Genomic DNA, 14226 nt, shown 5'->3' with positions numbered 1-14226 from the left:
AAAGCACGAATGTTGGGTTCGTTGAATACTTAGGTTTTGTAAAAACACAATAATCCAAGTAATTAATTCTTCGTGTTCTTCGTGTCCTTCGTGGTTAACAAACTCCTAATTCGTCAGTTTGAAGCGTTGGGCGGCGCTGCTATTCCATGTCCATTGCTGGATATTGGCATTATCAGCGCTGCTGCCATCAGCTACATCAATAACTTTGCCCGTTGCTCGATTAACAAAACGCAGAAAACCATCGTCGAGCAATTCAAGCCGCCATTGTTGGCTTTGGTTGCTGACCTCCGCCCAGAGATGGATATTGGCTCCATCGGCGCTCGAATCGCCAGCAACTGAGAGCATTTTACCGCTGCTTGGGTGTCGCAGCTTGTAATAGCCATTATCGCTATGCTGAAATTGCCATTGCTGCGCAGCCCCAGCGTAACAGGGCCATTGCAAAATATTCGTGCCATCGGCGCTGTTATTATTGGCGACATCAACACATTTATTGCTGTTTTTGTTGGCAATCTGCAGCGTGCCAACTGGCTGAAGTCGCCATTGTTGGTCGGGATTGCCCAGCCAAGGCCATTGATGGGTCGCCGCGCCAGGTTCGACCGAGCCATAGACGATTGAGAGATATTTGGCACTGTTGCGGTTGGCGATTCGCACCCAGCCATCGCTGACGGTTTGCAAATTCCACTGCTGATTGGCTTGGTTGCTACCACAGGCCCATTGATTGGCAATGCCACCATCGGCAGTGCTCCACGCCGCCAGATCCAAACATTTGCCAGTTGCCCGCGAAACCAGTTGATAATAGCCGCTTTCTGCAAGCCGCAGTTGCCATTGCTGGGCATTTGAGTTGTTGCATGTCCATTGCTGCACTTTGGTGCCATCGGCGCTATTCGCATTGTCAACATCCAAACATAGCCCGCTGCTGCGATTGATCAGGTTGAAATAGGCGGCGTTGCTTGGTGGCGGTGGTGGCGGCGTTGGAGTTGGCGGATTATCGCCACCAGGCAAGGCGCGATAGACCAGCAAGATCCGTTCGTTGCGGTTGCGATAGGCGGTTGCCACCAAGCCAAACGTGCCATTGCCCCAATTAGTCACGTGGCTGCCATCGCCAAACGCGCGCCATTTGCCATCAGCGCCCTGCTGATAACTCAGGCCGCCCCAATATTCCATGCCCGTTGGCCGTTGAATCCAAAGCTCAACTTTGTAGAGTTGCTGGGCGCTGACGCTGGGCTGCAAATTGAGATCGACAAATTCGTTGCCATGCGAAATGCCAGCCCAAACTTGGCCGTTATCACTTTCGTCGATTTTGAAGCCACCAGTGTAGATTTTGCGTTTGCTACCGCCAGGTGCGTCTGCTTCCCAATCTTCCACATCGCGCACATGCTGGCCCTTCAAGCCCCAATAAATGTGGGTATTGCGATTGTCATAATGTTTGTATTTGGCGGTTAGCACACCAGCTGAGCGCGGCAAATAGGTGTTGCCCGCGTAATAATCCTCGTCACCAGGAAACATCACATCGGTGACGGCAATACTTTCGTTGGTGGTATTGATGGCGGTCAGACTTTGGTTGGCATCCCAGGTTTGTTGGGCGGCGGCTGGGGTTTTGGGCACGCGCACCTTGCCATCTGCTTGGATATAAAAGCCTGTGGTATTGCGCTGCAATGTCCAGCCACAACAGGGCGTGCTGGCATTCCAAGGCCCCAATTGATAGCCAGGCATGGTCTGGTAGGGTGCGTACAAACCTCCATTAGCTTGCACCAAAGCCCGAATATCATACTCGCTATTGATTGCCCAACCACGGTTTTTGTTGCCTGTCGACCACAATACGCCAGTTGTGATGTTGGGCACGTTAGGTAAGCTGTAATCACTATTGACCAAATAATAGCTGCCCAAATCGCTGTACGAATGGGTGGTGCTGGGAAGATACTCGTTGGCGACGTTGCTTTGGACGGGATAGCTGATGCCTTCAAAACTGACGCTGCCAAAACTGCGGGTGGTGTAGCCCTCGGCGTTGAGTGCAAGCGGCTCGGCGGCGGATGATGCTTGGCTCAGCGAGCCAGCCAACAGCATGCTGCCAAGGCAACTGATCAGCAGCCCTAGCCGCCAATGACGATACTTTAGATCCATCAGCATAACTCCTGATTAATTAAATAATTTTAATAATCATAGCTAGGCTTGATCGCTTATTTCAATGACTAAAAGAAGCTAGATTGGAGCAGTTTAGGCCAAGAAGTACAGCAATGCTGAAATAGGGGCAGCGCAGGCGCAAAGTGGCACTTGCAGAAATTGCGGGGAATCGCTAGAATTGCGGCGGATAGATTGGAAATTCATCAAGCCTTAGTGGGCAATCACGCCTGATCACTCCTTGCACCGCCCACCAATTGTATCCTTCCTGATAGCAACATCCGAATTGAACCAGATTAACGTAGATCCTTGCATATTTGTGGATTTGGTGGCGTAGCTTTTGCTTAACGAGCCACTATTCTACCAGCCGATTAATCTGCTACCTCAGCAAGCATTATTACTCATTGCTTGCGATGATTAATCAACAGTTGCTGTGATTAAGCGATTACTGATTAATCGTTGCATGTGAACGTTCTCATTTGTAAAAAGATTCATTTAATTACAAATGTTAACATCAAATAATTAAATTAACGTAATGATTAACAAAATCAAAACTTATTTAATTATTGAGGGCAGCTAAAAGGGTTGTGCAAGCACAAATGGTTTGGATGATAGCTATACGTCAAAATCAATTAGTCTGGATGCATACTGATTATCTTTATGACCCATCGCATCCATTTTTTGTTGGATGACGAACATAAGATAAGAAAGGATTTCAGTGGCAAATCAACCAGCTTCTCAGACGGCACGGGCCGTGGCATCGGGTGATCAGGCTGATTTAGCGTTGGCTGCGCAGCTAGCCGCAGGCAACACCCAAGCCTTAGAAACATTGTATGAGCGTTATGCACGACCCATTTTTTCGTTGGCACTGCGGATTTTAGGCAACGAAGCCGATGCCGAAGAAGTGATGCAAGATGTTCTCGAACGAGTTTGGCGCTATTCAGGGAGCTTCGACGCACAACGAGGTCGTTTTGGCTCATGGGTTTTAGGGATGACCCATCACGTCGCGATTGATGCAGTTCGCAAACGCAGCCGGCGGCCTCAAGCTGTCGATGCTGAAGCCAGTGAACTCATGCTCGGCCTCATTTCCGACCCAAACCAACCTGATATGACCGATCAAGCCATCCAGCATGAACAAGCTGGGAAGGTTCGTGATGCCTTGCGTAGTTTGCCCGAATCCCAACAACAAGCAATTGAATTGGCATTTTTTCGTGGTTTGAGCCACTTGGAGATTGCCGCAACAACAGGTGAACCTTTAGGGACGGTCAAAACCCGCATTCGTCGGGGCATGGAGCGGCTGCGTGCCGTTCTCTCCAAAACAGGGGTATTCAATGACTGACCATCGTGATGAACTTATCGAATTGTATGCACTTGGTGCTTTGCCTGCTGATGAGGCAGCAGAGGTTGAGGATTATTTGGCCTCAAATAGCCAAGCGCAACAACGTTATTCTCAATATCAACAAGTTGCCCAAGCTTTGCGCTGGAGCGTCGAGCAACGTGAGCCGCCTGAAGGGGCCTATGAGCGGTTTTGCGAGCGTTTAGCCAAGCCCTCAAATGTGGTGGCAAGTAAGCCAACGCCCAAGCCTGCCAAGCGTCAATCGTGGCTGGCTAGCCTGTTTAGTCGGCGCTACTATTTAATTGCAACCGCTCTCACTATTTTTCTGGTGCTTTTGGCTGGCTTGGGCGGGCGCATCTGGCAATTGCAAAATGAAGTTGCTAGTTTGCAGCCATTGATTGCCGAAAATCAACAATTAACTGAGCTGCTTGCCAAATCGGGCACGCAATTAGTGCCTTTGGCCGATACTGGCACGGGCATGGCTGGCGGCTCAATCAATATTATCGTCAATCCCCAAACTGGCCAAAGCTATCTCAGCGCCAGCCATTTGCCGCCCTTGGCAGCCAACCAAAGTTATCAACTCTGGCTAATTGCCGATGGCACGCCGCAAAGTATGGAAGTATTTGATGTTAATACCAGTGGCGATGCCTTGATTTGGATTGAGCGTTTGCCTTCGACGGGAGCTGAAAACTTGCTCGGGATTACGGTCGAGCCAGCTGGCGGGAGCCAGCAGCCAACCTCAAATCCGCTGGCGGTCGGCACCATCGATGCCTAAAATAACTAGCAGCCAGCCATGAACCATGGCTGGCTGCTTTTTTGTTTAAGCTAAACGCTGGTCAGTTCGAAAATTTCCTTGCCTGCTTCAAGAATGGGGAAGGGATATTTGCCAGTAAAGCATGCGCCGCAAAAGCCATTGGCATCGCGACGGGTGGCGCGAATCAAGCCTTCCATTGAAAGATAGGCCAACGAATCAGCGCCGATACTTTCGCAAATCTCGGCCTCGGTTTTGTTGAAGGCAATCAATTCCGGCTGAGTGGCCATATCAACACCCATAAAACATGGATGGCGAATTGGCGGAGCCGAGACCCGCATATGGACTTCGGTAGCTCCAGCTTTGCGCAACAGCTTGATAATTGGCCCGCTGGTTGTGCCACGCACAATCGTATCGTCAATTAAAATGACCCGCTTGCCTGCCAGTACATTCGGCAATGGATTGAGCTTAAGCGCAACCCCTTGCTGGCGCAGCCGTTGGTCGGGCTGAATGAAGGTGCGGCCAATATAGCGATTTTTGATCAAGCCATCGCCATAGGGAATACCGCTTGCTTGCGAAAAGCCTAGCGCAGCGGGCAAGGCCGAGTCGGGCACGCCAATTACTACATCGGCATCGGCTGGCGCTTCGCGAGCCAATTCGTGGCCCAAACGCATGCGCACTTCGTGAATCAATTGGTTTTGCAAAAAGCTATCGGGGCGCGAGAAATAGATATATTCGAACAAACAAAACGCTTGCTGTGGCGCAGGATGTTTGGCAATTGTGCGTGGGCCGTCGCGATCGATCTGCACAACTTCGCCTGGATCGATCTCGCGGATAAACTCAGCGCCAATCGTATCGAAGGCGCACGACTCAGAGGCAACGACCCAGCCAGCATCGCCAAAACGGCCAAGGCACAAAGGCCGCAAGCCCCATGGGTCGCGCACGGCGTAGAGCGCATCGCGGGTTAAGACGGTCAGACAATAGGCACCTTCGACACAATTGGTAAAGGCATCGATGCGTTGCGACCAGGTATTACCTTCAAGGCCAGCAAGCAGCATCGTTGCAACTTCACTATCGGAAGATGTCATAAGCCCGACCCCGCGTTCCATCAGTTGACGGCGCAGCGAACCGGCATTGGTCAGGTTGCCGTTGTGGCCAACTGCCAGTGGGCCAAGCAACGTATGCATCGTAAATGGTTGGGCATTAATTACTTGTGATGAACCAGTGGTTGAGTAACGGGTATGGCCAATCGCAATGTGACCTTTGAGGTGGCGCAGCGAACGCTCATCGAAAATCTGCGATACCAAGCCCATTTCTTTGTGGGTATTGATGGTCTTGCCATCGGAAACCGCAATCCCTGCGCTTTCCTGACCACGGTGCTGCAAAGCGTATAGACTGAAAAATGTGATACGTGCTACATCTTCGTCGGGAGCGTAAATCCCAAAAACGCCGCATTCCTCGTGGGGCGAATCACTGAACATGGTTAGCCCTTCCTTGATTCCAAGCTACGGTTGTCGCCGCGTCGTGCGACGGATCGTGTAAGCATTATACAACTGTTCGGGGCGATTCCCCACATGATTTACAATGCCTGCAATCTGAAGCTGCAAAGGATTGAGCATGCGCTATTTGTATTGTCATGGCTTTGCGTCGGGGCCGAATTCGCAAAAAGCTCGTTGGTTTAGCCAGCAATTTGCCGCCCAAGGCCACGAATTAGTGGTTCCCGATTTGAATCGACCTTCGTTTGAACGCTTAACTATCAGTGCCCAAATTGAATATTTACAGCAAATAATTGGTACTTCTGCTGAGCCATGGTGTTTGCTTGGCTCAAGTTTAGGTGGCTTGGTGGCTTTGCATGCCGCTGCTCAAATGCAGCAAATTGAACGTTTGATTTTGCTCGCTCCAGCGCTCTATTTTGCCCAAAATCGCCGCGCAATGCTGGGCGAGGCAACGCTGCAACAATGGCAAACCAGCGGCTGGCTTGAATATTACAATTATCGTGATCAGGCGATGCGTTCTGTCCATTATGGCTTGCTGGAAGATGCAGCAGCCTACGACAGCGATGATTTTGAGCGCAGCATGCCGATTTTGATTGTGCATGGTACGCAGGATGAGAGTGTAAGCCACGAACAAAGCCAGCGCTTTGCCCAATCACGCAGCTATGTAACTCTGCACACGCCAGCCTGGGATCACGGCATGGTCGAGCATGTGGCTGAGCTGTGGGCTTTGATAGAACAGAGAGCATAGAACATAGAGCTTTTTTAACCACGAAGCGCACGAAGGAACACGAAGCTGAGGCTATTGGCTGATGGCTATAGGCTATCGGAACAATTGTTGGTATGTCAATAATTCCCAAAGCCACAAGTCAATAGCCTAGAGCCATACTTCCCTCTGCGCCTCTGCGTTAAAGGACGGTAACCACGAAGGACGCGAAGAGCGCGAAGATTGTGTATCGTATGGCCTGAACCCTGATCCCTGATCCCTAGGCTCTTTTTGTCTTTTGACTTTTGCCCTCTGACTTCTGATTTTCGGTATTCATCCTTCATAATTCATCCTTCATCCTTGCGTAAAACAGGCTACAATAATGCTAATTGACTCTTTTTGTGTGAGGCTTTAGCTGATGACAACTTTAAATGTTGGCGATCTTGCGCCCGAATTTGAACTGCCCGCCGACAATGGCGAAACCATTCGTTTGAGTGATTTCCGTGGCAAGCGGGTGGTACTCTATTTTTATCCCAAAGATGATACCCCAGGCTGCACAACCCAAGCCTGTGGTTTTCGCGATGCCTATCCGCAAATCGAAGAGAAAAACGCGGTGGTGATTGGGGTCAGCCCTGATTCGGTGGCCTCGCACCAAAAATTCAAAACCAAGTTTGATCTGCCATTTTTGTTGGTTGCCGACGAAAACCATAGCTTGGCCGAAGCCTATGGCGTTTGGGGCGAAAAATCGATGTATGGCAAAAAATATATGGGCGTAACCCGCTCGCACTTTATCATCGATGAAAATGGCTATTTGCTCGATGTACAAGGCAAAATTAGCCCCGCCGATAGCGTCAGCGGTGCGTTGAAGTTGCTCAATAAATAGGTTGAAATTCCCCTCACCCCAACCCCTCTCCCACGCAGCGGGCGAGGGGCTTTTTTGCGTGGTTCTAGCGCAATTCATCGGTGAAACACGGATGCTCCCTCTCGCCCGCGTTCAGTGCGAGAGGGGGCTGGGGGGTGAGGGTCGGTTGTTAAGATCCCCTCACCCCAACCCCTCTCCCGCGCACGGGCGAGGGGCTTTAACGCCATGGTTCGAGCGCAATTCATCGGTGAAACACGGATGCTCCCCCTCGCCCGCGTTCAGTGGGAGAGGGGTTGGGGTGAGGGGATCAACTCATTGCAGCATCATTTGCTCATCATTGTTGGGCTGCTACTGGCCTGCTAGAGTGCAAGCTGAGACCTCATCAACCACGAGGAGATTGTATGCTGCTGCTTGTTCGGCTGAGCCTGTGCATATGCTTGATTCTAGGATTAACCGCTTGTACTTCAACCAACGCAAACCCAACCCCGCCAGTTTTAGCCCCTAGTGTCACCTCAACTACACCAACCACTGCCGAATTGCTGCTGAGCGCTGCGCCAAGCGATTTTTGTGCTAAGCCAGTAACCCGCGGCTGTGGCAAGCCCTTGGCTGTATTGATCGCCGATTATCTTCAGCGTAATCCAACCAATCCCCAAGCACTGGCGCTTTGGCGACGAATTATCAGCTTGGGCCAGCCCAGCATGGAGCTTGGCGCTGATGATCCGCAGGCTTTCGACATTACGTGGGCCTTTGCTGGCTGGGCACAGGCTGAATTTCTGGCCCTTGATCTGCCGCATGCGCTTGCACCAACCCAGCCAGCAGCCTTGGAAATTGGCAAGCTCACGATTATGCCCACCAATTTGGATGGCGATTCAACCCAAGATTATCTGCTTAGTGGCTCAATTTCTGGCTCGCCAAACGCCATTGGCCAACTGCGCTGGATGCACTGGCAGCAAGATACATGGGTCGGCGAACATGTACTGAGTTATGAAAATGATTCAGGCGCAGAGATTCAGCTTGGCGATGTGACTGGCGATGCGCAGCCAGAATTATTGGTTCGCTCAAGCTATTGTGGCTCTGCTTGTTCTGGGAAAATGTATGCTTGGACATGGCAAGCTGGCAGGCCACAAGCCTTATTTCCGATTGAAGCGAATACCAGCGATTTGAGCCTAACGCCCATTGATGGCAAACTAAATGTCAGCAGCGCGGAGGTACGCTATGCGTTTGATGGGCAATATTTGGCTCCTGCTGAGCTTGCCGCACCATCTGGCCCCTACTCAAACACCATCGGCGCGCAGTTGCGTTATGCTCATGGCTTGACCGTGCTTGGGCACTTTGATCAAGCAATCGCGCAGCTTGAACAAGCAGCAGCCCTATCCGATGGGAGTGCAGAGTATGGTCATAATCAAACTCTGCAGGATGCGCGGCCAATTGCGCTATTTCGAATTGGGATTATTCAGCTGCTCAAACACGATCACGCGGCAGCACAAGCTGCTTGGAATAGACTTTTAGCGCGGTTTCCTCACGCTTTGGCAGCAACGGTGGTGCATGATTTTAAGCTTACGAGCTTCAACGGCTCAATCAGCCAATGGTGCGAATTGCTGGCCGCCGAACGCCCATCGATTATGGAAGGCTATCAACGCGAAATGCTTGATCGCTATCCTTTCAACGAATTTGATTGGCTACCACTTTGCCACCCACGGACGTTGCTACCGCTCCAAACTTGGAATCAGGCCGTGCCGTTGGCCGAGCAGTTTGCGGCGCTCGGCTTACCATTGCAATCGCTCAGTGAAAACTACGATTTAAATGGCGATGGCCGCAACGATCCGCTGGGAGTTGTTGATTGGCTTGGGATCTATACGCCGTGGGTTTTTATGACGACTGAGGCTGGCTATCAGCCGGTGTATGCCAACCAACCGTGGCCTAATGCCACAGACCTAACCAGTTTGAGCGATCCTGATTATTTTCTCAGCCGCCCAAATGCGGTTTCGATCACCGATTTGGATGCTGATGGCGCGCCAGAATGGCTGTTTGAGTATCGTGACTATTTTTCATTGGTCGCATGGTCTGATGGACGCTTTTGGCAGAACAGAGTTACCCAGTATCAAGGAACGAGCTTCTACACAGCCACGTTGAGTTTAGCCCCACAATCTGACGGCACGCAGCGACTCAGCGCTGAGTATTTGCCGAATGCTGCTGGGCAACAGCCAAAACCCAACCATGTTGAATATGAATTGCGTGCTGGAATGCTGATGCAGCAGGTTCCAGTGCCGATTAATCTCACCAATGGTTTTAGTTATGAGCACCACGATCCATCAATCGCTATGTTGTATGCGGCCTTATTTGGCAGCGACGATCCAGCGCTTGCGCTCGAAATAGTGGCGCTGTTTGAGCCACAAAATATTTGGGCAGAGCACGAACAATTGGTGTTGCAGGCGTTGGCGCTGGAGTACAATGGTCAATCTGCCGCAGCCCAGCGCTTGCTACAGAGCGTTGCCAATGCCAGCGAAACAACTGGCTGGTCGCGCTTTGCTCAGCAACGCCGCTAAACAATTTCAGGAGCATGGTGATGGCGATTGTGGTGATTCACGGCGAAAGCGATTGGTCAGATTATTTGGCTGGCTATGATGTTGTTCAATGTCGCTTAAACCAAACTAAATGGCTGGTTCAGGATAATCAGGTTTGGGCATTTAGCGAAAATCGGCGGATTCAGGTTGAGGCTGTGTTGTGGCGGTTAGGCGCAGTTCGCCCAGAGCCACAGCAGCAAAGGCTGTTAGCGCTGCTCGATTTTGCTGCGATTCCATGTGTCAACCCAACCAATGTTCTGCTAGCGTGTTATGATCGTTTGGCGATGCTCGCCATGCTCAAACGCTTGGGCTTGCCAGTACTGCCCCAAACCATTAGCTTAGGCGATGGCATGATCGAGCGAATTCAGCCAGATTTGCCTGTTGTCGCCAAAATTGGCAGTTATCATGCTGGCTATGGCAAAATGCGGATTCAAACTGCTTAACAATGGGCCGAATTTTGCGATTTAAGTTTTGTTAGCCCCGATTATTGCAGCAGCGAACCCTACATTGAGTATGTGCGCGATATTCGCTGCTTATTGATTGGCGACCAAGTATGGGCTATGCAACGGCGCAGCAGTGGTTGGCGGGCAAATGTGGCAACTAATAGCTACCAGCTTATCGAGCCACCAGCCGAAATTTTGGAATATAGCCAGCGTGTGATGCAGCAACTCAAGGCCGACATTCTTGGGATTGATTTTATTGAAGATCAACAGGGCACGTTTTGGGTGTTAGAATGCAATGAAATCCCCGGCTTGGCTGGATTTCCCGAGGCTGCCCGTGGATTGTTGGCAGCTCGTTTGCTCAATAAATTATGAGGATTGTGTGGCAAAACGTAAATTTTATGCAGTGGTCAAGGGTCGCCAACCAGGCATTTATAGCGAATGGTTTGGCAACGATGGGGCCGAAGCCCAAGTTAAAGGTATCGATCAGGCAGTATTCAAGGGTTTTGCCAGTTTTGCCGATGCAGAAGCGTGGTATCGCGAGCGGGCTGGCCGCGCGCCGCAACACATTCCCCAAAACGTCGATCTCACGCCTATGAGCTTGGCGATCGATCCGCAAAAGGCCTTGGCTGATGGCAAGGTTGTGATATTTAGCGATGGCGGCAGCAATGGCAATCCTGGGCCTGGTGGCTATGGTGTGGTGCTGCGTTCTGGCGCGACAGTTCGCGAATTAACTGGCGGTTTTGCTCGCACAACCAACAATCGCATGGAGTTGATGGGCGTGATTACCGGCTTGCAAGCAGTGCCTAAGCCTAGCAAAATCGTGGTTTTTAGCGATTCGTCGTATGTGATAAATGGCATGCAAAAAGGTTGGGCCGAGCGCTGGAGCAAAAATGGCTGGCGCACAACCACGGGCACAGTCAAAAACCCTGATCTTTGGCAGACCTTGCTTGAGCTAGCCCAAGGCCATACGATTGAATGGGTGCAAGTGCCGGGTCACGCAGGCATCAAGGATAACGAGCGCTGCGATCGCTTGGCGGTGCAGGCTTCGCGCCAGCCCAATTTGCCAATCGATGAAGGCTACAAGGATTAAAGTGGCTGATAGGGAATTTCGATTTCGAGGATGAGGCCGCCGCCAGCCCGATTATGCACCCGAAAACGCCCGCCAACCAGCGCCACCCGTTCGCTCATGCCCAATAAACCATAGTGGCCTGCGTTGGCAAGCGCCGCCAAATTAATCTCTGCTTGCAAGCCGCGCCCGTTGTCGGCAATCGTCAACAAGAGGGTGCGGCGAGCGGTTGAGCGCAGGCTGATGCCAACTTTGCTGGCTTGGGCATGTTTGCGCACATTGCTCAAGCCTTCTTGAATCATACGAAAAGCAGAAATTTCGAGCATTTCTGGCAAGCGCTCCAAATCGTCATCAAGATCAAGCTGTACTTCGATGCCGCTGCGGCTGCTCCAATCGCGTACAAACGATTGAATGGCTGCATTCACGCCAAGGCTATCGATGGTTGGCGGGCGCAAGTTGCCACAAATTGCCCGCACCGTGCTCACCAGTTGGCGAATGTTGTCACGCAAATCATCAAGCCCAAGGCTGGCTTGCTCAGGGTCGTCAATTTGGCTGCGCAAATTATCAATATCATAATTCAGGCTCACCAAATCTTGAATCACTTGGTCGTGTAGCTCGCGGGCCAGCACTTTGCGCTCGCCTTCGCGCTCGGAAAGCAACCGCCGTTGAGCTTCTTGCAAGGCTGCGTTGGCGCGGTCGAGGTTGCTCACTTGTTGATCAAGCTGGCCAATCAATTGGCGGTTAAGCTGATTCTGGCTGGCTAAATCGTGCTCTAGGCTGGATTGGCTTTGGCGCAAGGCCTCTGCTTGTTGGCTGGCGCGATGGTAATTTTCTAAAGCCCAAATAATTGGCGTAAGATGCTGCTGATCGCGCGCGCCGATTTGAGCGCGCACAACTTCTTCGCGGCTAGTTTTTTCGGTCGCTGCCTCAAACACAAAGCGGCCACGGCGCAGCACTAAAATGCGATTACTGACCGCAAACAGATGATCGAGATTTTGGCTGCTAAACAGCACCGCCACGCCTTGCGCCTGCCATTCGCGAATCAATTCGAGCAATTTTTGTTGATATTCGTAGCGTAGCAGCGCCGTTGGCTCATCGATAATCACCACTTGCGGCTTGCGAATCAGCACTTGGGCAATCGCCACCATTTGGCGTTGCTCACTGGATAAATTGCCAACATGGGTGCGCAACGATGGCAATTCCATGCCAAGTTGGGCCAAAATTTGGCGTGCCATATGCGTGTGCTGGCGCTGATTGGGCAGTGAGAGCCAGCCGAGCCAATTGCGGCCAACCTCGTGGCCCAAAAAAATTGCACTTGCCACATCCAGATGATCAACCAACACTGGCTGTTGATGAATCACTGCAAGGCCAGCCCGAAATGCCGTTTGGGTTGAGTTGATCAAGTGACCACGGGTGGAAATCACGCCAGTATCGGGTTTTTCCAAGCCCGCCAACAGGCGTACCAGCACCGATTTGCCAGCGCCGCTTTGGCCAGTTAGGCCCACCACTTCGCCTGGCGCAAGATCAAAGCTCACCTCATCGATGACGGGCAGCGTACCAAATTGCTTGGAAACATGGCGACAGGTAAGCATACGATTCAGCCAATCAGTGCTTAAATACAAACGCCATGAATGCCCAAGCATCCATGGCGTTGGCGTTAAAGGTTATTTCACCGCTAAAGGAATTTCGACCTGCTTGGCTTGACGTGGCTGTTTGATGCCCATCGATGGCACACTTTCGCTATCTTTGGGGTCTTCATAGGCTTTGATCAAGTTGTAGTGGGTATCGCGTTTGGCTGGAATAAAGCCAGCATCGCGAATAAAGCCATGGATTTCGCGCTCGCCCATACATTGGTAGGTGTCGTGAGCGGCGTTTGAAACCACGTTTTCTTCGAGCATAGTCGAGCCAAAATCGTCGATGCCAAACTTCAGCGACACTTGGCCAATCTTTGGCCCTTGGGTGACCCACGAAGCCTGAATGTGCTTGAAGTTGTCGAGCATAATCCGCGCCATAGCGGTATGGCGCAAATATTCGGCAGCGGTTGCCCCGTAGTCATCCGAGAACTTCGAGCGACCCAATGAGGTCAACTCCGATTTCTGGACAGTCCACGAAATAAAGGCAATAAAGCCATTGTTGTATTCGCGCAACGAAACATCCTGCAAATCGCGCAATTTCATAAAGTGATTCATGCGTTGTTCGAGGGTTTCGCCAAAGCCAATCACCATCGTGGCGGTTGTGGCCATGCCAAGTGATTGGGCAGTGCCTTCGACTTCGAGCCAGCCAGCAGCGCTTTGCTTGAGCGGGCTAACCCGTTGGCGCACTTCATCGTCGAGAATTTCTGCGCCACCGCCAGGAACCCCAGCTAAGCCAGCTTCCTTGAGCGTAATCAGCACATCGCGAATGCTCATGTTTTCAACTTGGGCTAGATTGTCAATCTCTGAAGGCGAGAAACAATCAAGCTCGATGCTGGGATAGTGCTCGCGCAAATAGCGCAGCAGGCCGGTATACCACGAAATTCGTAATTCAGGATGGTGACCACCCTGCATCAAAACCCGCGTACCGCCATATTCGACAAGCTCGGCTAAGCGAGCACCAATTTGTTCGTAGGTTTGCACATACGCTTCTGGGTGGCCCAATGGGCGATAAAAACCACAGAATTGGCAATTGGTCGTACAAACATTACTATAATTTACGTTGCGATCAACGAGATACGTAACTAAATTGCCGGGCACAAGCCGTTGGCGAATCGCATCAGCAGCCATGCCTAAATCCAGCAGGTCAGCTTCACGATACAAAAACAGGCCTTCCTCAGCCGAAAGACGCTCACCATTGACTGCTTTTTCAAGAAGCACTTGTACATTCATAATTAAAAAAGCCCCCCGTTGGT

The 14226-nt window shown here is 51.3% G+C and carries 12 protein-coding genes; 8 read left to right on the top strand and 4 right to left on the bottom strand.

What is annotated here, in order from left to right; translation table 11 throughout:
- Positions 1-105: 105 nt before the first annotated feature.
- Positions 106-2121 (bottom strand): RICIN domain-containing protein, encoded by a 2016-nt coding sequence (locus JOD20_RS09690; protein ID WP_204755077.1) that lies wholly within the window; start codon positions 2119-2121, stop codon positions 106-108.
- 715 nt (positions 2122-2836) lie between these two features.
- Between JOD20_RS09690 and JOD20_RS09685 the strand changes: the two genes are divergently transcribed.
- Entirely contained in the window at positions 2837-3457 is a 621-nt protein-coding gene (locus tag JOD20_RS09685; protein ID WP_204755076.1) for a sigma-70 family RNA polymerase sigma factor, read from the top strand.
- Positions 3450-4229: an anti-sigma factor gene (locus tag JOD20_RS09680; RefSeq protein ID WP_204755075.1), complete on the top strand. Its 780-nt coding sequence runs from the start codon at positions 3450-3452 to the stop codon at positions 4227-4229. The genes JOD20_RS09685 and JOD20_RS09680 overlap by 8 nt, the downstream gene beginning before the upstream one ends.
- A gap of 50 nt (positions 4230-4279) precedes the next feature.
- On the opposite strand, the gene purF is transcribed toward JOD20_RS09680, so the two are convergent.
- Complete coding sequence (gene purF, locus JOD20_RS09675; protein WP_204755074.1) at positions 4280-5686, bottom strand: amidophosphoribosyltransferase; 1407 nt, start codon at positions 5684-5686, stop codon at positions 4280-4282.
- A 136-nt stretch (positions 5687-5822) separates the two neighbouring features.
- Here purF and JOD20_RS09670 point away from each other — a divergent pair, with 136 nt between their 5' ends.
- The 6 genes from JOD20_RS09670 (at position 5823) to rnhA (ending at position 11363) form a co-directional block, all read left to right on the top strand.
- Positions 5823-6449, top strand: a complete 627-nt coding sequence (locus JOD20_RS09670; RefSeq protein WP_204755073.1) for a YqiA/YcfP family alpha/beta fold hydrolase — start codon at positions 5823-5825, stop codon at positions 6447-6449.
- A gap of 373 nt (positions 6450-6822) precedes the next feature.
- A complete protein-coding gene (gene bcp / locus JOD20_RS09665; protein ID WP_204755072.1) occupies positions 6823-7287 on the top strand; it encodes a thioredoxin-dependent thiol peroxidase in 465 nt (154 codons plus the stop codon).
- Positions 7288-7667: 380 nt separating this feature from the next.
- On the top strand, positions 7668-9812 hold the full coding sequence (locus JOD20_RS09660) for a tetratricopeptide repeat protein (protein ID WP_204755071.1): 2145 nt from the start codon (positions 7668-7670) through the stop codon (positions 9810-9812).
- Positions 9813-9832: 20 nt separating this feature from the next.
- Entirely contained in the window at positions 9833-10273 is a 441-nt protein-coding gene (locus JOD20_RS09655; RefSeq protein ID WP_204755070.1) for an ATP-grasp domain-containing protein, read from the top strand.
- A gap of 72 nt (positions 10274-10345) precedes the next feature.
- Entirely contained in the window at positions 10346-10645 is a 300-nt protein-coding gene (locus tag JOD20_RS09650; protein WP_204755069.1) for an ATP-grasp domain-containing protein, read from the top strand.
- 7 nt (positions 10646-10652) lie between these two features.
- Positions 10653-11363 carry a ribonuclease HI gene (rnhA, locus tag JOD20_RS09645; RefSeq protein ID WP_204755068.1) on the top strand — a complete coding sequence of 237 codons (711 nt, stop codon included), beginning with the start codon at positions 10653-10655 and terminating at the stop codon, positions 11361-11363.
- On the opposite strand, the gene JOD20_RS09640 is transcribed toward rnhA, so the two are convergent.
- Together JOD20_RS09640 and mqnC are read right to left on the bottom strand one after the other, a co-directional pair.
- Positions 11360-12931, bottom strand: coding sequence for an ATP-binding cassette domain-containing protein (locus JOD20_RS09640; RefSeq protein ID WP_204755067.1), 1572 nt, complete (start codon positions 12929-12931; stop codon positions 11360-11362). The genes rnhA and JOD20_RS09640 overlap by 4 nt on opposite strands.
- A gap of 72 nt (positions 12932-13003) precedes the next feature.
- Positions 13004-14203 carry a cyclic dehypoxanthinyl futalosine synthase gene (mqnC, locus tag JOD20_RS09635; protein ID WP_204755066.1) on the bottom strand — a complete coding sequence of 400 codons (1200 nt, stop codon included), beginning with the start codon at positions 14201-14203 and terminating at the stop codon, positions 13004-13006.
- Positions 14204-14226 lie beyond the last annotated feature (23 nt).

Source organism: Herpetosiphon giganteus (genome assembly GCF_016907925.1).
In the GTDB taxonomy this organism is placed as follows: domain Bacteria; phylum Chloroflexota; class Chloroflexia; order Chloroflexales; family Herpetosiphonaceae; genus Herpetosiphon; species Herpetosiphon giganteus.
Note: the sequence above shows the minus strand (reverse complement) of the source record. Positions and strands in the feature narration are given on the sequence as shown.

Coding starts and splice junctions, on each gene's coding strand:
- JOD20_RS09690 (WP_204755077.1), bottom strand. CDS start 2,121: ATGGATCTAAAGTATCGTCATTGGCGGCTAGGGCTGCTGATCAGTTGC.
- JOD20_RS09680 (WP_204755075.1), top strand. CDS start 3,450: ATGACTGACCATCGTGATGAACTTATCGAATTGTATGCACTTGGTGCT.
- purF (WP_204755074.1), bottom strand. CDS start 5,686: ATGTTCAGTGATTCGCCCCACGAGGAATGCGGCGTTTTTGGGATTTAC.
- JOD20_RS09670 (WP_204755073.1), top strand. CDS start 5,823: ATGCGCTATTTGTATTGTCATGGCTTTGCGTCGGGGCCGAATTCGCAA.
- bcp (WP_204755072.1), top strand. CDS start 6,823: ATGACAACTTTAAATGTTGGCGATCTTGCGCCCGAATTTGAACTGCCC.
- JOD20_RS09660 (WP_204755071.1), top strand. CDS start 7,668: ATGCTGCTGCTTGTTCGGCTGAGCCTGTGCATATGCTTGATTCTAGGA.
- JOD20_RS09655 (WP_204755070.1), top strand. CDS start 9,833: ATGGCGATTGTGGTGATTCACGGCGAAAGCGATTGGTCAGATTATTTG.
- JOD20_RS09640 (WP_204755067.1), bottom strand. CDS start 12,931: ATGCTTACCTGTCGCCATGTTTCCAAGCAATTTGGTACGCTGCCCGTC.
- mqnC (WP_204755066.1), bottom strand. CDS start 14,203: ATGAATGTACAAGTGCTTCTTGAAAAAGCAGTCAATGGTGAGCGTCTT.